The organism is Rhodococcus opacus, assembly GCF_012396235.1.
GTDB lineage: Bacteria > Actinomycetota > Actinomycetes > Mycobacteriales > Mycobacteriaceae > Rhodococcus_F > Rhodococcus_F opacus.
Genome location: NZ_JAAXPA010000015.1, coordinates 40826 through 60864, shown reverse-complemented (window position 1 = coordinate 60864; position 20039 = coordinate 40826). Strand labels below are relative to the sequence as shown.

18 protein-coding genes and 2 pseudogenes are annotated in these 20039 nt (G+C 67.2%); 12 read left to right on the top strand and 8 right to left on the bottom strand.

The window, feature by feature from the left end; all coding sequences use genetic code 11:
* The first annotated feature begins 79 nt into the window (after nucleotides 1-79).
* The gene (locus HGB39_RS20675) at nucleotides 80-502 is read left to right on the top strand and encodes a hypothetical protein (RefSeq protein WP_005575058.1); all 423 of its coding nucleotides are present in this window, start codon (nucleotides 80-82) and stop codon (nucleotides 500-502) included.
* 4 nt (nucleotides 503-506) lie between these two features.
* Here HGB39_RS20675 and HGB39_RS20670 read toward each other — a convergent pair whose 3' ends face one another.
* Nucleotides 507-1286: a DUF899 domain-containing protein gene (locus HGB39_RS20670; RefSeq protein WP_005575056.1), complete on the bottom strand. Its 780-nt coding sequence runs from the start codon at nucleotides 1284-1286 to the stop codon at nucleotides 507-509.
* Nucleotides 1287-1409: 123 nt separating this feature from the next.
* Here HGB39_RS20670 and pip point away from each other — a divergent pair, with 123 nt between their 5' ends.
* Nucleotides 1410-2366, top strand: coding sequence for a prolyl aminopeptidase (pip, locus tag HGB39_RS20665; RefSeq protein ID WP_043794202.1), 957 nt, complete (start codon nucleotides 1410-1412; stop codon nucleotides 2364-2366).
* 28 nt (nucleotides 2367-2394) lie between these two features.
* On the opposite strand, the gene helR is transcribed toward pip, so the two are convergent.
* Nucleotides 2395-4539, bottom strand: coding sequence for an RNA polymerase recycling motor ATPase HelR (gene helR / locus HGB39_RS20660; RefSeq protein ID WP_005575052.1), 2145 nt, complete (start codon nucleotides 4537-4539; stop codon nucleotides 2395-2397).
* A gap of 4 nt (nucleotides 4540-4543) precedes the next feature.
* Entirely contained in the window at nucleotides 4544-5773 is a 1230-nt protein-coding gene (locus HGB39_RS20655) for a glycosyltransferase (protein ID WP_081276522.1), read from the bottom strand.
* Nucleotides 5774-6117: 344 nt separating this feature from the next.
* On the opposite strand from HGB39_RS20655, the gene HGB39_RS20650 reads away from it, so the two are divergent.
* The 5 genes and pseudogenes from HGB39_RS20650 (at nucleotide 6118) to HGB39_RS20635 (ending at nucleotide 9486) form a co-directional block, all read left to right on the top strand.
* Entirely contained in the window at nucleotides 6118-6402 is a 285-nt protein-coding gene (locus HGB39_RS20650) for a ClpB D2-like domain containing protein (RefSeq protein WP_005575050.1), read from the top strand.
* Nucleotides 6403-6433: 31 nt separating this feature from the next.
* Nucleotides 6434-7084, top strand: a pseudogene (locus HGB39_RS20645) (DUF1345 domain-containing protein).
* A gap of 71 nt (nucleotides 7085-7155) precedes the next feature.
* Nucleotides 7156-7380, top strand: a pseudogene (locus HGB39_RS38880) (bile acid:sodium symporter); the annotation flags it as partial.
* A 106-nt stretch (nucleotides 7381-7486) separates the two neighbouring features.
* Complete coding sequence (locus tag HGB39_RS20640; RefSeq protein WP_005575048.1) at nucleotides 7487-8107, top strand: bile acid:sodium symporter; 621 nt, start codon at nucleotides 7487-7489, stop codon at nucleotides 8105-8107.
* A gap of 113 nt (nucleotides 8108-8220) precedes the next feature.
* Nucleotides 8221-9486, top strand: a complete 1266-nt coding sequence (locus HGB39_RS20635; protein WP_043794198.1) for a hypothetical protein — start codon at nucleotides 8221-8223, stop codon at nucleotides 9484-9486.
* A 15-nt stretch (nucleotides 9487-9501) separates the two neighbouring features.
* Here the strand turns inward: HGB39_RS20635 and HGB39_RS20630 are convergent, their stop codons facing one another.
* Nucleotides 9502-10248 (bottom strand): glycoside hydrolase family 25 protein, encoded by a 747-nt coding sequence (locus HGB39_RS20630; protein WP_005575045.1) that lies wholly within the window; start codon nucleotides 10246-10248, stop codon nucleotides 9502-9504.
* Between the two features lie 47 nt (nucleotides 10249-10295).
* Entirely contained in the window at nucleotides 10296-11360 is a 1065-nt protein-coding gene (gene speB, locus HGB39_RS20625) for an agmatinase (RefSeq protein WP_054246475.1), read from the bottom strand.
* 108 nt (nucleotides 11361-11468) lie between these two features.
* On the opposite strand from speB, the gene HGB39_RS20620 reads away from it, so the two are divergent.
* The 4 genes from HGB39_RS20620 to HGB39_RS20605 all read left to right on the top strand — a co-directional run bounded on the left by HGB39_RS20620 (nucleotide 11469) and on the right by HGB39_RS20605 (nucleotide 16122).
* The gene (locus tag HGB39_RS20620; RefSeq protein ID WP_005575041.1) at nucleotides 11469-12089 is read left to right on the top strand and encodes a helix-turn-helix domain-containing protein; all 621 of its coding nucleotides are present in this window, start codon (nucleotides 11469-11471) and stop codon (nucleotides 12087-12089) included.
* A gap of 93 nt (nucleotides 12090-12182) precedes the next feature.
* The gene (locus tag HGB39_RS20615; RefSeq protein WP_005575039.1) at nucleotides 12183-13640 is read left to right on the top strand and encodes an amino acid permease; all 1458 of its coding nucleotides are present in this window, start codon (nucleotides 12183-12185) and stop codon (nucleotides 13638-13640) included.
* Nucleotides 13637-14437, top strand: a complete 801-nt coding sequence (locus HGB39_RS20610; RefSeq protein WP_005575037.1) for a carbon-nitrogen hydrolase family protein — start codon at nucleotides 13637-13639, stop codon at nucleotides 14435-14437. The genes HGB39_RS20615 and HGB39_RS20610 overlap by 4 nt, the downstream gene beginning before the upstream one ends.
* Nucleotides 14434-16122, top strand: a complete 1689-nt coding sequence (locus tag HGB39_RS20605; RefSeq protein ID WP_005575035.1) for a flavin monoamine oxidase family protein — start codon at nucleotides 14434-14436, stop codon at nucleotides 16120-16122. Before HGB39_RS20610 ends, HGB39_RS20605 begins: the two co-directional genes overlap by 4 nt.
* Nucleotides 16123-16174: 52 nt before the next feature.
* Here the strand turns inward: HGB39_RS20605 and ggh are convergent, their stop codons facing one another.
* From ggh to HGB39_RS20590, 3 genes are read right to left on the bottom strand one after another with little or no spacing between them, the layout of a single operon-like run.
* Nucleotides 16175-17512: a glucosylglycerate hydrolase gene (ggh, locus tag HGB39_RS20600; RefSeq protein WP_005249245.1), complete on the bottom strand. Its 1338-nt coding sequence runs from the start codon at nucleotides 17510-17512 to the stop codon at nucleotides 16175-16177.
* A gap of 46 nt (nucleotides 17513-17558) precedes the next feature.
* The gene (locus tag HGB39_RS20595) at nucleotides 17559-18386 is read right to left on the bottom strand and encodes a class I SAM-dependent methyltransferase (RefSeq protein WP_005575034.1); all 828 of its coding nucleotides are present in this window, start codon (nucleotides 18384-18386) and stop codon (nucleotides 17559-17561) included.
* Nucleotides 18379-19695: an amino acid permease gene (locus tag HGB39_RS20590; protein WP_005575031.1), complete on the bottom strand. Its 1317-nt coding sequence runs from the start codon at nucleotides 19693-19695 to the stop codon at nucleotides 18379-18381. Before HGB39_RS20590 ends, HGB39_RS20595 begins: the two co-directional genes overlap by 8 nt.
* A gap of 131 nt (nucleotides 19696-19826) precedes the next feature.
* Here HGB39_RS20590 and HGB39_RS20585 point away from each other — a divergent pair, with 131 nt between their 5' ends.
* Nucleotides 19827-20033: a heavy-metal-associated domain-containing protein gene (locus HGB39_RS20585; protein ID WP_005575029.1), complete on the top strand. Its 207-nt coding sequence runs from the start codon at nucleotides 19827-19829 to the stop codon at nucleotides 20031-20033.
* Nucleotides 20034-20039 lie beyond the last annotated feature (6 nt).

Here is a 20039-nt window from a genome sequence, read left to right as displayed (position 1 = left end):
CGTGGCCGCGCCGGCGCTCAGGCTGATTACATATTGCTGTTCCCGATAGGAGACGCCCACAGCCGGGTACGTTCGTGGCATGGGTGACGAGGCAATCGACCCCGAAGTGGCTTATGAAGCCCTGTCCGCCGGCGCACGCCTCGCTCTGCTGCGAAACCCCGAAGGCATCATGCCGCCGCAATTCATCGGGCAGGTGATGGCCGTATGCGGGGACGCGTGCGTCGCGGGGATCAGTGGTGGAGTTGATTCGGTACCGCAGATGGCGGTTCTCCAAGGGCCACTCTCCGAATACCTCTCCCAGTGCAGGTATGTGCTGGATGCGTGGTGGAACTCCCTGACGCCGCGACTCCGGGCGGTCATCAGGTGTCGCGAGGCGGTACCCGAATCGCTGACACTGCAATTACCCCAACACACGCCCTGGACCGCGGTGTCCACGCCGTGTTCTCACCTGTTGGTGCGGGACTATCTCGAATTGCAGGCAACGGGACTCGAACTGATGTAGGCGGTCACTCGGGGATCTTCTCTCCGGAAATTTCGCCTGGTTCGTATTCGTCGTGGCGGCGTAGCCAACTCATGAAGGGGTCGTCGCCGCGGCGAGGTTGCGGTTCCCAGTCCTCCTGACGGCCGCGGGCAGTGAGGTCGAGCCAGTGATAGGTGCCGAGGAGGATCTCGGTGGAGCGCGCGTAACCGGAGTAGGTGTGGAAGATGCGCTCACCCTGACGGAGGAAAGCACTGACGCCGTGCTCTTCGCCGCACCAGCCTTTCCACGCGGGGTCCGACTGCACGAGTTCGGCCTCGTCCTTGTAGTTGTATTCGACCGGTGCAACCGACGCGTCGAGGGTGACGTGGAAGTCATAGTTGAAGTCGCTGCCGTGCGAGGAGTACCAGGGGAAGGTCCAGCCCATTCGCTGTCGGTACTGCTCGAGTTTGTTCAGCGGTGCGCGTGACACGGCCGCGAACGAGGTGTCCCGGGCGTAGAGGTGCCGGAGGTTGCCGACGTTGTCCATCGTGAACGAGCAGGAGGGGCATCCCTCGTCGGCGTCGGGTTCGAACATGAAGTGGTAGATCAGGAGTTGGCCGCGGCCGTCGAACAGGTCGGCGAATCCGGTCCTGCCGTCGGGGCCGTCGAATGCGTAATTCTCGGTGATCTCGACCATCGGCAGCGCGCGCCTGGCGGCGTTGACCCGATCGCGGTGGCGGGTCAGCTCCTTCTCCTGTGCGAGTAACTCGCGGCGCGCGATGAGCCATTCCTCGCGGGTGGTGACCTGCGGATCGGACGCTGTCATCGTTCGTCTCCTCTCGAAGGGCACCTGCAATCGTCGCAGGCGACTCTCGGCGGTGGCTACCACCGAGACCGGGAACGACTGATTCGCGGTTCGGCTCCTCGTGCAGGATGCGAAGCTGAGTTGGTGAGTAGCGCTCTCCATCCTGCGGTGGAACCGTACGAAGCCGGGTTTCTCGACGTTTCCGACGGCCATTCCCTGTATTGGGAGACCACCGGAAATCCCACGGGGACGCCGGTGCTGTATCTGCACGGAGGGCCGGGATCTGGATGCACTCCCGTCGCACGACGCTTCTTCGACCCGAATGCTTTTCGCGCGGTGCTGTTCGACCAACGCGGATGCGGGCGCAGCCGCCCGCTTGCCGCCGGCCCCGACACCGACCTATCGACCAACACGACAGCACATTTGATGGAGGACATCGAACGCCTGCGTAAGCGTCTGGGGATCAGGCGTTGGGTCGTGGCCGGGGTGTCCTGGGGTGTGACCCTGAGTTTGGTCTACGCCCAACGACATCCCGAGCGTGTCCTCGCGATGGCGCTCGGAGCGATCACGTCCGGATCCCGAACCGAGATCGACTGGATCACCCGTGACATGGGTCGGATCTTCCCCAGGGAGTGGGAGGAATTCATCGCTCCCGTGCCGGTCGGCGGACGGCACGGGGATCTGGTGGCCGCGTATGCGCGCCTCCTCGCCGACCCCGACGCGGCAGTGCGCGAGGAGGCGGCGAGGAGGTGGTGTGCGTGGGAGGACACCCACGTTTCGTTGATGCCGGGATGGACTCCGAGCCCCCGATACGAGGACGCAACGTTCCGGATGATCTTCGCCAGGTTGGTGACGCACTACTGGAGCCACGAGTGCTTCCTCGTCCCGAACCAGATACTGGACGGAATGAGCCGTCTGGCAGGTATCCCGGCAGTTCTGGTCCACGGCCGCTTCGATGTTTCGGGACCGTTGGACACGGCCTGGAAGCTCTCGCGGGCCTGGCCGGAAAGTCGACTCGTCGTGGTTGACGATGCCGGCCACGGTGGAGGTGGGTTCAGCTCCGCGCTGGTGGCCGCCTTGGACTCCTTAAGCCGGCCATGATCGCGGCCTCAGAGAGCGTCGGTCCACGTCACGTACTCGTGAGGATGACGAGTTGCTGGGTCGCCCGGGTCATGGCGACGTAGCGGTCGACGGCCCCTTCGATCCCCGTGCCGAAGGTGTCCGGGTCGACGAGGACGACCAGGTCGAATTCGAGCCCCTTCGACAGCTCCGGGGTCAGCGACCGGACGCGGGATGTTACCCGGAACGTCGGATCGCCTATGACGCAGGCGATCCCGTCGGAGTTCGAGTCGAGCCAGGTGTCGAGGATCGAGTGCAGATCGGAAGCAGATCCGTGTACGACGAAGATGTCGTTGCTGCGGATGGAGGTCGGCACGTTGGCGTCCGGGAGGACGGCTCGGATGACCGGCTCGGCTTCCGCCATGACCTCTTTCGGCGTCCGGTAGTTGACGGTCAGCGAGGCCAGTTCGATCCGGTCGAGCCCGATCCGCTCGAGCCGTTCCTGCCACGACTCCGTGAATCCGTGCCGGGCCTGGGCCCGGTCGCCGACGATGGTGAAGCTCCGAGACGGGCAGCGCAGCAACAGCATCTGCCACTCGGCGTCCGTCAGCTCCTGCGCTTCGTCCACGACGACGTGCGCGAACGTGCGGTCGAGCAGGTCGGGGTCGGTGCTGGACATCGCAGCTTCGTCCACCAGCATTTCCTGCAGGTCCTTCTGCCGCAGCTGCGTCATCAGACTTTCGCCGTCGTCGTAGGCATCCGCTGCGATGAGGTCGTCGATGACCTTGGACCGCTGCTCGCGTTCGGCGGCGACGACGGCGTCGTGGCGACGCCGGCGTCGTGATTCCTCCGGGTCGCCGAGCCGCTGCCGTGCTGCGTCGAGGAGTGGCAGGTCGGACACCGTCCAGCGCTGGGCGTCCGGGCGTTGCAGCTTCCGAATGTCGTCGGGGCTGAGCCAGGGAGCGCACTTGCGCAGGTAGGCGGGCACCGACCACAGGTCGGCGACGAGGTCGGCCGCCTCGATCAGGGTCCACGCGTTGTCGAGGGTCGTGCGTAATTCGTCGTTCTGCTGCAACGATTTCCGGAGCTGGGCCACCGGAATGTCACCGTCGTACTTGTCGATCAGGATCGTGAGCAGCAGCTCCCAGATCTGCTCGCGCGCCTCGTTGTGCGGAGTACCGGGTTCCGGCGCTTCGAATGCCTCGGCCCAGTCGTCGGCGCTCAGCCAGATGTCGGACCACTCGGTCGCGACCGTCATGCCCTCGGTGGGCGGCTCCTCGTAGAACGCGACCGCCGCGTCGATGGCCTTCACCAGATCCACGGACGACTTCAGGCGGGCCACGTCGGGGTCGGTTTCGACCTTCGCGGTGGCGCCCTCGGCGACGAGGTCCCGCAGGGTGCAGAGCTGCACTCCCTCCTCTCCGAGGCTGGGCAGGACATCGGCGACGTAGGCCAGGTAGGGCTCGTGCGGACCGACGAACAGCACGCCGTGACGGAGTCGGGGGTCGGAGTAGAGCAGGTACGCAGCGCGGTGCAGCGCGACGACGGTCTTGCCCGTACCCGGGCCGCCGTCGACGACGAGGGCGCCACGCGATCCCGCGCGGATGATGGCGTCCTGGTCGGCCTGGATGGTGCCGAGCACGTCCCGCATCCGGGCCGACCGGTTGGTGCCCAGGCTGGCGATGAACGCGGACTGGTCGTCGAGCGCTGCGTTCCCCGCGAACCCGTCCGGGGTGAACACCTCGTCCCAGTAGTCGCTGATGCGGCCGCGGGTCCAGCGATACCTGCGCCGGCGGGCCAGGCCCATCGGATTGCCGTGGGTCGCACCGAAGAACGGCTCGGCCACGGGGGAGCGCCAGTCGACGAGCAGCTGATTGCCCGCCCGGTCCATCAGGCCGAGTCGTCCGATGTACACGGGCTCGGGGTTGTCCGCGCTGACGAAGTGCCCGAGGCACAGGTCCAACCCGTAGCGGCGCAGGGCACGCAACTCGGCGTTCAGCCGGTGGACCATCATGTCCCGCTCCATCGCCTCCTGGCCCAGCCGGCGGGGCGCCTTGCGTTCGGTGTCGATGCGGTGGTCGAGGTCGGCAATCGACTGCTCGAGGCTTTCTGCGATGGCCGCGAAATGCAGCTCGTCGTCGGCGATCAGCGTCGGGTCGGCCTTGGGTGCGAGGTGGTCGGGAAGGTCGAACGCGTTGGTAGTCAGATTTTTCATGTCATCAGCTCCGATCTGCGGTTCGGGCGATCGTGTCGAGCAGCAACGTCGCGGCGACGGCCGCCCCGTCGGTACGGATCGTGCCCGCCACGGCAGCCGCTCGTGCTCCGGTCTCGGGGGTCAGGGCCGCCGTGAGCGCGGTCGTCAGGGACTCGACGGTCGGAACCGGACCGTCGTGCGCCGCGCCGATGCCCAAGTCGGCCACCCGGCCGGCCCAGTACGGCTGGTCCGCCGCCTGCGGCACCACCACCTGAGGTGCGCCGGCCCGGGTCGCCGTCGTCGTCGTCCCCGCGCCGCCGTGGTGCACGACGGCGGCCACCCGGCCGAATAATGCCTGCTGGTTGACCTCGCCGACGACGAAGCAGTCGTCCAGATCGTCGATCAGGGCCAGATCGGCCCAGCCGCGCCCGACGAGTGCGCGGCGGCCCTGCGCGCGGATCGCCTCGATGGCCACCTGGGCGGCGTCCGTCGCCGCGTGCAAGGGCATGCTGCCGAAACCCACGAACACCGGTGGTGTGCCTGCGTCCAGGAACGCCACCACGTCGGCCGGGAGTGGGCGGTCGTCGGCCAGGATCCACGCGCCGGTCTGCACGACGTCGAGGTCCGGCGTCTCCTGCCACGGGTCCAGGGTCGGGTCCGTCGCAAGCCACGGCCGGTCGCCGATGACGTAGTCGCGAACGTTGTCCACCGGGGGCAGGCCGATCGACGCCCGGTTGGTGTCGAGCGCCTCACCGAACAGCGCATCGATGCTCTGAGCGTCCAGGTCCCACAGCATCCGGTTGTCCGCCACGTCCGGCGGGAACGCCCGGCCCGGGTACGCCAGCGGCCGCCGATGCGGCGACGGCAGGGTGAGCTGCTGGAACGTCACGGACACGGAACGGATGCCCAGCTTCTCGGCGACCGACAGCGCTCCGGCCGCGGCCGGCATCGCGCCGGTCGCCACCAACGCGTCGCATCCCTCGGCGGCCGCGGTGACCGCCTCGAACTGGCCGGCGATCAACTCGGCCGCGCGCCGGGGCAGGTCCGCCGCCGACGGCGCCGCCGTCGTCAGCGCGCGCGCCGACCGGCCGACGGGCACCATCGGCACACCGACCCCGGCCAGCCGCTGCGCGAAGTCCTCGTCCGGCGGCGCGCACACCCGCACCTCCGCGCCGAGTTCCCGCAACCGCACCACGAGACCCACCAACGGTTCGACATCCCCACGTGACCCGTACGTCGACAACAACACACGCAATTCGCGACCCCCATTTCCGCAGGTTCTGGCTTCGGCCGGTAATTGTGCGGCACCACCCGGGCCTTGCCGCAAGCCCCCCGGTGCGCTATAAATTGAAAGTGGAAAGGGGTTGGTACTCCTCTCCACTTCCTCGTCCGATCCGGACACATTCCCAGACATCGTCGGCGCGTCGTGGATCGAATGCGTTCGCACACAGTCCAGCTCGCCGATCACGGTAACGCGGCCCGGCCGCAGGGGATGCCGGGATAGACTTCTCGGCACACGCCGCTGGTACGCCCTGGCCTGCCGTCTGCCCTCTCGGGACCAGCCCCTCGCCGGGCGCGCCGTGGTGCGGCGCGCGAATCATGTTGCGTCTCAACACTCACGAGGCCGCGGCGATGTCCACGCTCGTCACACTCACGTCGCTCGACAACCGAGAACCTGCATTGCCGGCATGCGAACGAATAGGGGTTGACGAGATGCGGCAGATCGTCGAGTTGATCCTCGACGGCACACGCCGGATGCTGAAGGCGCAGGACATCGGGTTGGACGTGACAACGGCAGCCGAGGACTACCTCGCCGCGGAAGGTACGAACCCGAGTTCGGTTCCCGGCCGGCTTGTCGATCGGCGTCGGGAGCGCCGCAGGTGACGGCGCGGCGCCTTCCGGAGAGGGGTAGGCATTGCACGTGCCTCTCCCGACTTCCGCCATCCCGAGAGTGGCCGCCGGCGGTGGTGGTCGGTGTCGCTGCGGGTATTCTCGGCGGCGTGTCGACCACAGCCGCGTTGGGGTCTCTCATCGGTATCGCCGCCGCGGCCGCCGTGTTCGTCGTATCCGGTTGGGCAGTGTTGTGGCCGATGGATGCGGCGGCAACTCGCCGCAACGTGGGACGCGAGGATTTCCGTCCGATAGTCGACGAATTGGTCGTGGTGACAGCGGCTTCAGGAGGTCTCGGAGCAATCATCGCACTGCAGGTGGCGGCGGATCCTCGGCGGGAACCCCGCACGCCGCCGTGGCCCTGATCGGGGTCTTCCTGGCGTGGGCTGCCCTACATCTGATGTATGCGGCTCGATACGCCTTCCTCTACGACGAGGAATCAGGTCCTGAAACAACGACGGGCGGTATCGATTTCAACTCCACTGCCCCGCCCGCGTTTCGCGACTTCTTCTACTTCAGTTACAACCTCGGGATGACCTACCAGGTATCCGATACCGACGTCTCGAGCCCGGAGATTCGGGCCGTGGCGCTCCGGCATTGCCTGTTGTCCTATGTTTTCGGTCCAGTCATCCTCGCGACGACGATCAACCTGGTCGCCGGGATCCTCACCAGGTGAGGATCCGGATTCGCTCGCGGATCCGACTGACCGACAGCCGCACGAGTAAGGCCGCCGTGTATCGAATCGCGATGCACGAGACACGATCGACGGCACGGGTTCACGCAGCGGTGCTGGTCGCGCTGGTGCTGCCGGCCTCGGGCCCGGCTGTGCCTTGGGTGGACGGTGCGGATCGCGTCGCCATCGGCGTTCTGTTCTTCCTCTACGGCGTGCGCATCGCACCGCTGGATGCGATCGCCGGACTGACGCACTGGCGCCTGCACCTGACCGTGCTGTCCTTCACCTTCGTGGTCTTCCCGCTCAGCGGATTGGCACTGCGACTGCTCCCGAGCTCTGTGCTGGATCCCAGCTTGTACCGCCGGACTGCTGTTCACGTGCCTCGTTCCCTCGACCGTCCAAGCGTTGATCGGATTCACCGCGGTTTCCGGAGGGAACGTTCCCGGTGCCATCGCCAGCGCATCCGCATCCAACCTCTTCGGCATGTTCCTGACGCCCGCGCTCGCGTTCACGATGATGTCGACTTCAGGACAGATGGGTGCGCCCGGTGCCGCCGCACTGGGAATCGGATTGCAACTGTTCCTGCCGTTCGTGCTGGGTCAGATCCTCCGCCGGTTGATCGGCGACTGGGTGGCACGCCACGGTTCCGCACTGAGGTACGTCGGCCGCGAATCCGTCTTGCTCATCGTGTATTCGGCATTCTCGGCGGGCGAACGTGACGGAGTATGGCACTCGGCCCCGTCCACCGCGTTACTCCGACTGGTCCTGCTGTCCACGATGCTCGTGACGGCCATCCTCTGGCTCACGCGATTCACCGCCGACCTGATGCGGTTCGAACGCGCAGACGTGCGGGCCATCCAGTTCTGCGGAACGAAGAAGGCTCTCGTGACCGGGCTGCCGATGGCGGCTGTCCTGTTCGCCGGGCAGCCCGTCGGGCAGATCATCCTGCCGCTGATGGTGTTTCATCAGGTTCAGCTCACGATGTGTGCATGGCTGGCGAATCGATACCGGCACCGTGTCGCGTGATGCCCGCACACCGACCGACGGTGGCGGATTTCGGGGCTCGCGAGAACCGAGCATCCTGCCTGTTCCCCGGTGTTAATGTTGATCTACTCGGCCCCACCGAAAGGTGCACCTCGATGAGAAGATTCACTCGAAGAGTCGGTGGAACCATTGTGGCGCTGACGCTCACCGCCGCCGCGTTCGTCGTGTCACCGCCACCGGTGTACGGATTCGCCGAGGATATTTGCTACACCGAGGACGGTGCGCCACCGCACAACTGCGCTCCGCTGCCACCTGAATGCCTACTCGACGATCCCAACTCGCCGATCTGCGGCGCCGAGGCGTTCCTCCGTTACGGGTTCACGTTGCGCCGCCCGCTCGGCGGACGGAGTCTCGTGCATTCGGATTCGACGTATATCATCGCCCGCACCGTCGGCTTCTCCGAGCAGGATGCCTACTGGATCGCGGCGTACGACGAAGCGACCGACCTCGGCACGTTCGCCCCACGCGACATCTTCGGCCGACTCGTCCCCGACGCCGGCGCATTGACCACCAAGGACATCAGCGGACTGGTGCGCACCCACTTCGCCACCGGCGGGTTCCTCTTCCACTTCCTGCCCACGATGCGCGGACCGGCGGATCCCCTGCCCAACGGCTTGCAACCGGATGTCGACGATCCACGGCACGAGGTCATGCTCACGCACCTACGGAATTGGGCCCTGGCCGGGCCGGGAAGTGGCGCACCGTTGTGCACGGGAGGTTTCACGAACCCCTCGGAGGACGGCGACTATGCCACGGGTGCAACGTGTTACGGCGATGCGAATCCCGTGCAGATCAACGGCACCTACAGCCTGGAGACTCCGGCCGCCATCCCGTTCACCAACATGACCGGGCAGCAGGTCATCTCCGATACGGTCCTCTCGTCACAGTTCGACTCCTGGATCGGCGAGAATTCCTGGAATGCACGGACCGGCATCTACATTCACGCACTCGGCGATCGCATCTCGCACCATGTCTGCACCGACGCCGGCACGATCACTCCGCCGGGACCGGCCGGGCCGGACTTTCGGATCGATCTGAACCAGCCCACCTGCGACCAGGGTCCACATGCCGTCCGCCACGAATACGAGACGGGCGTGGATTTCGCCGGGCTCGACCCGGAAGACCGGACCACCGAGGCGGCCCTGTCGATGGTGTACGACGAACTCGTCAACTTCGCGCGGGTGCGCGGAACGCTGGACGAGCGCGCCACGACGCCGACGACCAAGAATGCACTCCTGACCGACGGCCTCGTGCCGGCGCTCGAGATTCGGGAGCCGGTCGAGCGGTTGAACGCCGTCACCGACGTCGGCTGCCGAGTCGGCGTCCCGGCGTTCCCCGGAAATCCGGTGTGCCGGGATTGATCGTGCCCGTCGGCGTCAGCTGCCGAAGGGGGATGCGCTGTTGGAGTACCGCGCGAAGTCGCCCTGCGCCCCGCTGTAGACGTTGAGGTCGACGTCGCCGTTGACTCCGGGGATGCGACCGGTGCTGGTGTACTGCCAGAACGTCCAGTTGCTCCAGCCGCCGGGGAGGGGGCCGGGCGTGTTCTGACCGTTGTAGTCGGCGATCCACAGCGGGTATCCGGCGAACTCGTTGGTGTTCGCCATCGCCGTCCGCCAGAAGTTCGGGTACGTGTAGATGATCGGCTGACGTCCGGTGAGCGATTGGACCGTGTTGAGGTAGCGGTGCGTCCAGTCGATCAACGCGGCGGGCGGCAGCCCACCGGATTGCTCGAGGTCGAGGACCGGAGGCATGTCACCCGGACCGTTGATTCCCAGCACCACCGTCGAGTAGAACGCGGCCTGCGCTTCCGGCGACTGGGTGGGGTCGGCGTAGTGGTACGCGCCGCGGGCAACGCCGGCCACGCGCATGGCGAGGCAGTCCTGGACGAAGAACGGATTGACGTAGTTGAGACTCTCGGTGGCCTTGACCATCGAAAAGTCGTGGCCGGCGTTGCGGACGGCGAACCAGTCGATCGGTGACCCGCCCGGGTGTTGCCACGAGGCCACGTCCGGACCTCTGACAGGTTCGGCGGCGGCATGCCCCGGCACCGCGGCCGCGAGCGCACCGGCGAGCAGTAGTGGTGCGATCTTGGAGAACCTTCGGACCTTCACCCCGATAGCCATGCGCCCGAGGGTAACGTCTTCCCGCTGCCCGCACGTGGCAACGGACGTCACTTCGTCACGAACGCCGCCTGCCGGAGCGCCTCGCCGCGCGCAGCCCGGCCCGGGGCCGACGACGCGTTGATCGCGAGCACCGACAGCAACTCGTACGCGACGTGCGCTGCCGCGATGCCGGTGATCTCGGCGTGGTCGTAGGCGGGTGCCACCTCCACGATGTCGGCGCCGACCACGTTCAGGCCGACGAGTCCGCGCAGCGTGTTCAGCAACTCGCGGGACGTCATGCCGCCCGCCTCGGGTGTTCCGGTGCCCGGCGCGTGCGCGGGATCGAGGACGTCGATGTCCACGGACACGTAGACCGGTCCGCCGTCGAGCCGTCGACGCATCCGTTCGACGATGCTGGCGACGCCGTCCACCTCGTAGTCGTCGGAGCGGATGACCTGGAAACCGAGAACGGCGTCGTCCTCGAGGTCCTTCTTGCTGTACAGCGGGCCACGGATGCCGATGTGCTGCGAACGCTCGAGGTCGATGAGCCCCTCCTCGCTGGCCCGCCGGAACGGGGTGCCGTGTGTGTAGGGGGCGCCGAAGTAGGTGTCCCACGTGTCGAGGTGCGCGTCGAAGTGCAGCACGGCGATGGGACCGTGATCGCGGGCGAGGGAACGCAGGATCGGCAGGGCGATGGTGTGGTCGCCGCCGAGCGTCAGCACGGTCGAGCCGTCCTTGCGCAGGTCGGTGACGGCGCCGTCGACGGTGGCGAGGGCCTCCTGGATGTCGAACGGGTTGACGCCGATGTCGCCGAAGTCGGCGACCTGCTGCGCCGCGAAGGGGTGCACGTCGAGTGCGGGGTTGTACGGACGCAGGAGCTTCGACGCGGCGCGGATGTGGCCGGGGCCGAAGCGTGCGCCCGGACGGTAGCTCACGCCGGAGTCGAACGGGACGCCCATCACGGTGACGTCGGCGCGGGACACCTCGTCGAGCCGGGGGAGGCGGGCGAACGTGCTGGGTTCGGCGTAGCGCGGCGTGCGGGTGGCGTCGACGGGGCCCTGGATGCGGGTCGCGTCGACGGGGCCCTGGATGCGGGTCGCGTCGATGGGGCCCTGGATGTCGTCTGTACTCATCGGAATCCTTCGGTGTGTGCCGGAGACGTGGCGTCGTCGTATCGTTTCCTTGGAACGCATTCTTGTCAACACCTGTTTCCTATACGAGACACAACGAAGGATCGATGCATGGCGAACGAGCTCGCAACCGAAGGTGCGTCGGGCGTCGACGAGCCCAGGATCGGCCCCCGGCTCAAGGCGGCCCGGCGGGCCCAGCGCCTCACCCTCGACGACCTCGCCGCGAGCTGCGGCATCACCAAGGGCTACCTGTCGAAGATCGAACGGGACCACGCGAGCGCATCCGTCGCCACGCTGGTGCGGATCTGCGCCGCTCTGAACATTCCCGTCGGGTCGCTGTTCGAGAGCTCCGCCGCAGGTGAGGTGGTACGCGCCGACAACTACCCGCCGATCAGTTTCGGCGGGGAGCGCATGGCCGAGTTCCTGCTGACACCGTTCGGCGAGCGCCGCATCCAGTCGCTCCTGAGCCGGATCGAACCCGGCGGCGGGAGCGGCTCGGAAACGTACGAACTGCCGGTCGACGTCGCCTTCGTCTACGTCGTCTCGGGCCGGATCCGCATTTCCTTCAACGGTCCGGGGGCCGGGGAGGACGTGTCGCTCGCGACCGGGGACGCGTTCACCTTCTCGCCCCAGTTGCCGCACAGCTTCCGCGCGCTCGGCGACGACACCGCGACCGTTCTGTGGATTCTGGCCCCCGCACTTCCGGACGACGTCCGGCCCACCGCCCGCTAGGAAACCGTCAGGCGGTTTAGGAAACATGTGTTGACAGTCACGGCTCGCCCGTTCATTGTTGTCCACATCACTCCACCGCTCAGGAGCTCAACGTTGGACATCACCAAGATTTCTCCGCGCCCGCCGGGACTGGCCGGCGCACTCCGCGCCCGCAAATCGGTCGAGGCGATCGTGGCGCGCAACGACCAGGAACCCGGTCACGGCCTCAAGCGGTCGATGGGCCTGGTGCACCTCACCGCACTGAGCATCGGTGCGTCGCTGGGAACGGGCATCTTCGTCATCCTCGGCGAGGCGACACCCAAGGCCGGCCCCGCCGTCGTCCTCGCCTTCGTGCTCGCGGCGTTCACCGCCCTCTTCTCCGCTCTCTCCTACGCGGAACTGGCAGGCAGCATCCCCGTCTCCGGTAGCTCCTACTCGTACACCTACGCGACGATGGGCGAACTCTTCGCGTGGATCTGCGGCTGGTGCCTGATGCTCGAGTACGGCGTGTCGGTCGCGGCCGTCGCCGTCGGCTGGGGCGAGTACATCAACGAACTACTCCACGGCATGTTCGGCATCGCACTACCCGCCGCGATCAGCGAATCACCGGGCGCGGGCGGCATCGTCAACGTGCCCGCCATCGTCATCGTGCTCGTCGCGGTGGCACTGCTGACTCGGGGAGCGTCCGAGAGCGCCCTGGTGAACACGGTCATGGTCGCACTGAAGATCCTCGTGCTCGTGTTCTTCTGCGCTGTCGCGTTCACCGCGTTCCGCGCCGGAAACTTCACGCCGTTCATCCCCCTCGGCGCGGCAGGCGTGACCGCCGCGGCATCCCAGGTGTTCTTCGCCTACATCGGGTTCGACGCCGCCTCGACCGCAGGCGACGAGGCGAAGAACGCGAAACGCGATCTTCCCCGCGCGATCATCCTCTCGCTCCTGATCGTCACGATCCTCTACTGCCTGGTCGCGATCGCCGCCGTCGGCGCGATGCCCTGGCAGGACATCGCGGGTGAGGGCGCCGCACTCGCGACCATCCTGAATGCCGCGACCACCAGCACCTGGCCCGCCATCCTCCTGTCGGCGGGCGCGGTGATCGCCATCGCCAGCGTCGTCCTCGCGGTGATGTACGGGCAGACCCGGATCCTGTACGCGATGTCGCTCGACGGTCTCGTTCCGCGGGTCTTCTCCCGCGTCAACCCGCGCACCCGGGTGCCCGTCGTCAACATCGTGGTCGTCGGCGGTGTCGTCTCCGCGCTCGCGGGATTCGTGCCGCTGGGCGAACTGGCCGACGCGACGAGCATCGGCTCGCTGTTCGCGTTCATGCTCGTCAACATCGCCGTGATCATCCTGCGCCGCCGCCATCCCGACCTGCACCGCAGCTTCCGGACCCCGCTCTTCCCGCTGATGCCGGTCCTCGGCGTCGTGTTCTGCGCGCTGCTGCTGTTCGGTCTCGGCGTCTCGACGTGGGTGGCGTTCGCTCTGTGGATGGCAGTCGGGCTCGCGATCTACTTCGCCTACGGAGTCCGCAAGTCCGAACTCCGCAACAGCCCGGAAACGGTGACGGCACCATGAGGGCAGCGCTGTTCCAAGGTCCCGAACTCTCCTTCGACGTCGCCGCGAACCTCTCCGCTATCGCGTCGGCCGCGCAGACGGCGGCGGCGTCCGGGGCATCGATCCTGGTCTGCCCGGAGATGGCGGCCACCGGCTACAACATCGGATCCCTGATCGCGGAGCGGGCCGAACCCGCCGACGGACCGATCGCGGCACGGATCGCAGAGATCGCACGCGAGTCCGGGATCGCCGTCGTCTACGGATACCCCGAGGCCGACGGGGGCGTCGTCTACAACAGCGTGCAGGTGTTCGACCCGTCCGGGACGTCGCTCGCGAACTACCGCAAGACCCACCTGTTCGGCGAGCTCGACCGGTCGCACTTCGCCGCCGGCGACGAACTGGTGGTCCAGTTCGACCACGCCGGAATCCGGTGCGGACTCCTGATCTGCTACGACGTCGAGTTCCCGGAAGCCGTTCGCGCGCATGCCGACCGGGGAACACAGTGGCTCGTCGTCCCCACCGGCCTGATGAGCCCGTACGAATTCATCGCGGAGAGCGTCGTCCCGACCCGTGCGTACGAGAGTCAGCTGTTCGTCACGTACGTCAACCGGTGCGGCACCGAGGCCGACCTCGACTACTGCGGGTCCAGTTGTGCGATCGCGCCCGACGGCACCGAACTCGCCCGCGCAGGCCGCCACGAGGAGCTGGCGATCGTCGACCTCGAACTCGACGTCCTCCACCGTTCCCGCCGTGAGAACACCCATCTCGACGACCGACGCGTCGACCTCTACCCCTTCATGCAGGAGAAGACTTCATGACGATCCCCGTCACCCCGGACAGCACCGCCGCGGACACCGATCCCCGGCCGCTCACCATGTTCGGTCCCGACTTCCCGTTCGCCTACGACGACTACATCGCGCACCGCTCGGGTCTCGGCGCGGTGCCCGCCGATCGCCACGGCACCGAGGTGGCGGTCATCGGCGGCGGACTGTCGGGGATGGTCACGGCGTACGAGCTGATGAAGCTCGGCCTGAAACCGATTGTCTACGAGGCCGATCAGATCGGTGGCCGGATGCGGTCGCAGCCGTTCGACGGGCACCCCGAGGTGGTCGCCGAGATGGGCGCGATGCGGTTCCCACCGTCGTCGACCACCCTGTTCCATTACCTCGACGCCATGGGACTGCGGACCGAGGCGTTCCCGAACCCGCTCGCCGACAGCACCCCCAGCACGGTCATCGACCTCAAGGGCGAAAGCTACTACGCGCAGCACCTCGACGACCTGCCGCCCGTGTTCCGGGAGGTGTCGGATGCGTGGCAGCGCACGCTCGAGGATCACGCCGAGCTGATTCCGCTCCAGCAAGCGATCCGCGACCGTGACACCGCCGAACTCAAGCGCATCTGGAACGACCTGGTGGTCCGGCTGGACGATCAGACGTTCTACGGTTTCCTCGCCTCGTCCAAGCACTTCGCGTCGTTCCGGCATCGGGAAGTGTTCGGGCAGGTTGGTTTCGGAACGGGCGGCTGGGACACCGACTTCCCCAACTCGATCCTCGAGATCCTGCGCGTCGTCATCACCGCCGCCGACGACCACCACCGCGGCATCGTCGGCGGGTCGCAGCAGCTGCCCCTGCGGCTGTGGACCGACACCCCGTCGGGGATGGCGCACTGGCCGGACGGCACGTCGGTGCGCGCGCTGAACGGCGGAGCCACCCGTCCCCGCGTCACCGAGGTCCGGAGGACCGCACCACACCAGGTGACGGTCACCGACTCGTCCGGGGAGATCCGCACGTACCCGGCCGCGGTCTTCACTGCGCAGAGCTGGATGCTGCTCAACAACATTCACTGCGACGACGACCTGTTCCCGATCGACCACTGGACCGCGATCGAGCGCACCCACTACATGGGGTCGACGAAGGTGTTCGCCCTCGTGGATCGTCCGTTCTGGAAGGACAAGGATCCGGTCACCGGCCGCGACCTCGTCAGCATGACCCTGACGGACCGGATGAGCCGCGGCACCTACCTCCTCGACCACGGCGACGACAAGCCCGGTCTGATCTGCCTGTCCTACACGTGGTCCGACGATTCGCTCAAGCTGCTGCCGCTCGACGCGACGGAGCGGATGAACCTCATGATCAAGTCGCTCGAGGAGATCTACCCGGGAGTCGACTTCCGCAGTCACATCATCTCGACTCCGGTCACGCTGTCCTGGGAGACCGAACGCGACTTCATGGGTGCGTTCAAGGCGAACCTCCCCGGCCACTACCGGTACCAGGAACGGCTGTTCAGCCATTTCGTCCAGGACGAACTCGACCCGCGGCATCGCGGTATCTTCCTTGCCGGCGACGACATCTCGTGGACCGCGGGCTGGGCGGAGGGCGCCGTGCAGACCGCGCTCAACGCCGTCTGGGGCGTGATGCACCATCTGGGCGGCGCCACCCCGGCCGACAACCCCGGCCCGGGCGACCGGTACGCCGAACTCGGCCCGATCCGGCTCTGCGACTAGCGCCCGTGAGTACTTATTAACGTCCCGCGGTTAATAAGTACTCACGGGAGCGTCAGCCCAACCAGTCCAGGACCGCGGCGGCCGTCCACGACTGCTGCATGCTGCCGAGGGGCTGACCGGTGAACGGTTCGTAGTATTCGGCGAAGCTGCCGTCGCTCGCCTGCCGCAGCCCCTCGGACCGCAGCAGGTGGGCGCGCTCGGCCCACCCGCGCCGGGCGAACGCCCAGGAGAACAGCCACGTCATCACCGGCCACACCGGACCGCGCCAGTACTCGCGCGGGCGGAAGTCGCCCGACACCGGCGACGTCGACGGCGGCACGGCGTACCGGAGGTCGGGGTGGCCGCAGAATTTCGGTCCCTCGAACGTACGGAGCAGGGCGCGTTCGGCGTCACGGCTCAGGCCGCCGCACAGCAGGGGAGAGAACATCGCGAGGGTTTCGGTGGAAATCCACCGGCCGCTGCGCAGATCGAAATCGCGGGCCGCCCCGGACCGTTGGTCGGTGGTCGTGAGGACGCCCTGCCGGAACCGGGCCGCCCACCCGTGCAGTTCCCGGACGTCGGAGTTCGGCATCGAATGTTCCTCGCCGATGGTCGCGAGCACCTCGCACGCCATCGAGAACACGGCGCTGACGAACACGTCCTCCACCGCGAAGCTCATGGCGGTGGCCAGTTCCGCGTCGTCGTAGCGGACGGTCTTCATCTCCTCGAGCAGCCACAGGTAGCGGTCGTATTCGCCGTTGGACGGCCGCTGTCCGGTGTCGGCGACGTGGGACAGATCCTCGCGCAGATATGTGGGCATCACCCCGGCCACGACGTTGGCGTACGAGTGGTCCCAGCGCGGCGAGTTGTCCATGCCGGACTCCCAGCCGTGGTACAGCGCGATCCGGCCGTTGCCGTCGAGGTCGCGGGCGTTGGCCAGCCAGCGGTGCCAGCGCACGAGGTCGGGCCAGCGCCGGTCGAGGAACTCCTCGGCGACGGCGCGGGTGCTGCGACCGTGCCTGCGCGAGTGGTCGAGGATGCGCTGCACCGCGATGGCGTGCACGGGCGGCTGGGTGATCCCCGACGTCTGCGTGCCGCTCGGCGCGTGCGCCGCGAGGGTCCCGCACTCCCAGCGCCCGGGGCCGGGGAAGTATCCGTCGACGCCGTTCGCGAACACGATGTGCGGGATCATCCCGTTCTTCCACTGCGCCGAGAGCAGGGTGTCGAGTTCGACGACGGCCCGCTCCACGCTCAAGGGCGCCAGGCCGACCGCGACGAACGCCGCGTCCCAACTCCACATGTGCGGGTACAGGCGCGGCGCGGCACTCGTCATCGTGCCGAGGTCGTTGCCGCGAAGCAGGTACGCGGCACGTGCCGCGAGCTGTGTCGGGGTGAATCCGCGGTCCGCCATTGCACCATTCTGCTGCGGGCCGGCCCACATCGCTCGTCGGACGGGTTCAGCCGGCGAATCCGCAGAGGGTCAACGTCGGACGCGAGTTGCGCAGCGGCCGCAGTTCCGACACCTTGCGGAGCAGGGTCGACCCCCACAGGCCCCGGCCGAGAGGCAGCGTCACCTCACGGGTGAACGCAAGGTCCGGCACCTGTCCGGGCAGGTCCGCTGCATCGCCGGCGGAGAGGTGGAACGGCATCGGCGGGACGGAGTAGTCGCCGTGAATTCGCATTCCTTTCTGCGTCTTGCGGCTCAACCATTTCGGTACCGAGTCGAACATCATCCGGCCGCTGGGGAAACGCCGGGCGCAGTCGCCGATCAGGGACAGCGACTCGTCGGCGGGCAGATACATCAGCAGGCCCTCCGCCGACACGAACACGGCCCGGCCGGTGTCGACGTGGTCCATCCACGAGCGGTCCAGCGCGGACACCGCGAGTGTGGTGACGTTCGGCTCGTCCGGCAGCAGTTGCCTGCGTAGCGCGACCACCTCGGGCAGGTCGATCGACACCCACCGGACGTCGGGATCACCGATCCGCCGGTAGCTGGTCTGCAATCCTTCACCGAGAGCGACGACCGTTCCGCCGGGGTGATCGGCGAGGAACGCCCGTATCTCGTCGTCGAAGGCCCGAGCGCGCAGAGCGTGGGATTGGCTCGGCTTCCCGAAGTTCTCGTACGGATAGTCGAGGGTCTCGTAGAGCGTCACGGCGAGCGGGTCGACCAGCGTGCCGTCGGGACGCGACGCCTCGACGGCACGGTTACGGAGGGTCCACATCATCGTCGCGGGAACACCGGTCAGGGTGGTCGCGTCCACCCGTTTCCGGTTATCGTCAGCCACGCGGCACCGGCTCTGCCACTTCGAGCTTGGAGTGCTTGCGCGAGTAGACGAAGTACACGATCAGGCCGAGGATCAGCCAGATCCCGAACCGCAGCCAGGTCTCCCACGGCAGCGACAGGATGAGCCAGCCGGAGAACACGACGCCGATGATCGGGATGACCGGCATGAACGGAAGCGTGAACGTGCGGGGGACCTCCGGGCGGGTCCGCCGGAGCACCGCGACCGCGATGCAGACGACGATGAACGCCGACAGGATTCCGATGTTGGTGAGTTCCGCGACGGTGTTGATCGGGAAGAACCCGGCCAGCAGCAGCGAACCGATCCCCACGATCCACGTCACCCGCGTCGGCACCTTGCGCACGGGGTGCGTCTTCGCGAACCATTCCGGGAGCAGGCCGTCCCGGCTCATCGCGTACCACACACGGGTCACGCCGAGCATGAAGGTGAGCACGACGGTGATGATGCCGACGATGGCCCCGACCGCGATGATGTTCGCGACCCCGGGCATGCCGACCGACTCGAACGCGGTGGAGAAGCCGCTCTCGGGGCTGATCTCGGTGTACTTCTGCATTCCGGTCAGCACGAGGGTGACCAGGACGTACAGCGTCATCGCGATGCCGAGGGAATACAGGATTGCCTTCGGCAGGTGCTTGGTGGCGTCCTTCGATTCCTCGGCGGCGGTGCTCATCGCGTCGTATCCGAACACCGCGAAGAACACGGTGGCCGCGCCGGTGAAGACGGCGGCGGTGCCGAACGGGAAGTAGGGGGTGTAGTTGGCGCTGTCGATGTGGAAGACGCCCAGCGCGATGATGAGAACGACCAACGCGGCCTTGATCGCCACCGCGATCGTCTCGAATCGACCGACACTGCGGATTCCGCGCGAGAGCACCCAGGCGGTGCCGAGGCAGAACAGGGCCGCGAAGACGTCGAACACGTGCCCGTCACCGGTGCCCAGCGCGCCCATCATCCAGTCGGGCAGGCTGATGCCGACCTGGTCGAGCAGGAACCGGAAGCACCCGGACACGCCGATCGCGACGACGGCCGCCACCGCGATGTATTCGAGCAGCAGGTCCCAGCCGATGAACCAGCCGACGATCTCGCCGAGCGCCACGTAGCCGTAGGTGTAGGCCGATCCGGCCTTGGGGATCATTCCGGCGAACTCGGCGTAACACAGTGCGGCCGCGGCACTGGCGACACCCGCGATCAGGAAGGAGATCAGCACGGCCGGACCGGTGACGGAATGCGCGACCGTTTGTCCATCGACATTGCCGGGCTCCGTTTCCCAGTGGGGTGAGATGCGGTATCTCACTCAATCACCTTCCCTGGCCCACGTGGGCGAGGAACACGGACTCGGTGGTCGCCGTCACCCTTGCGCAAATACGGTAGGGGGGTATGGTAGTTCTCAGACACGACATCGATACCCCGAAGAGAGGCAGACCCGTGAGCACCTCGAGCGTCACCGTCACCGGCATGACCTGCAACCACTGCGTGTCCTCGGTTACCGAGGAGATCAGCGCACTCCCCGGCGTCACCTCCGTGAACGTCGATCTGGCCACCGGCAAGGTCGTCATCGACAGCACCACCGACCTCGATCCGAGCGCCGTCGCGGGCGCCGTCGAAGAAGCCGGATATTCCGTCGCCGGCTGAGCCGGG

What these genes read in the sequence shown, in the direction of transcription:
- HGB39_RS20610 (WP_005575037.1), top strand. Translation starts at nt 13,637, where the DNA reads ATGAGGGCAGCGCTGTTCCAAGGTCCCGAACTCTCCTTCGACGTCGCC.
- HGB39_RS20605 (WP_005575035.1), top strand. Translation starts at nt 14,434, where the DNA reads ATGACGATCCCCGTCACCCCGGACAGCACCGCCGCGGACACCGATCCC.
- HGB39_RS20670 (WP_005575056.1), bottom strand. Translation starts at nt 1,286, where the DNA reads ATGACAGCGTCCGATCCGCAGGTCACCACCCGCGAGGAATGGCTCATC.
- HGB39_RS20620 (WP_005575041.1), top strand. Translation starts at nt 11,469, where the DNA reads ATGGCGAACGAGCTCGCAACCGAAGGTGCGTCGGGCGTCGACGAGCCC.
- speB (WP_054246475.1), bottom strand. Translation starts at nt 11,360, where the DNA reads ATGAGTACAGACGACATCCAGGGCCCCATCGACGCGACCCGCATCCAG.
- HGB39_RS20675 (WP_005575058.1), top strand. Translation starts at nt 80, where the DNA reads ATGGGTGACGAGGCAATCGACCCCGAAGTGGCTTATGAAGCCCTGTCC.
- HGB39_RS20635 (WP_043794198.1), top strand. Translation starts at nt 8,221, where the DNA reads ATGAGAAGATTCACTCGAAGAGTCGGTGGAACCATTGTGGCGCTGACG.
- helR (WP_005575052.1), bottom strand. Translation starts at nt 4,539, where the DNA reads ATGAAAAATCTGACTACCAACGCGTTCGACCTTCCCGACCACCTCGCA.
- ggh (WP_005249245.1), bottom strand. Translation starts at nt 17,512, where the DNA reads ATGGCGGACCGCGGATTCACCCCGACACAGCTCGCGGCACGTGCCGCG.
- HGB39_RS20650 (WP_005575050.1), top strand. Translation starts at nt 6,118, where the DNA reads ATGTTGCGTCTCAACACTCACGAGGCCGCGGCGATGTCCACGCTCGTC.
- HGB39_RS20630 (WP_005575045.1), bottom strand. Translation starts at nt 10,248, where the DNA reads ATGGCTATCGGGGTGAAGGTCCGAAGGTTCTCCAAGATCGCACCACTA.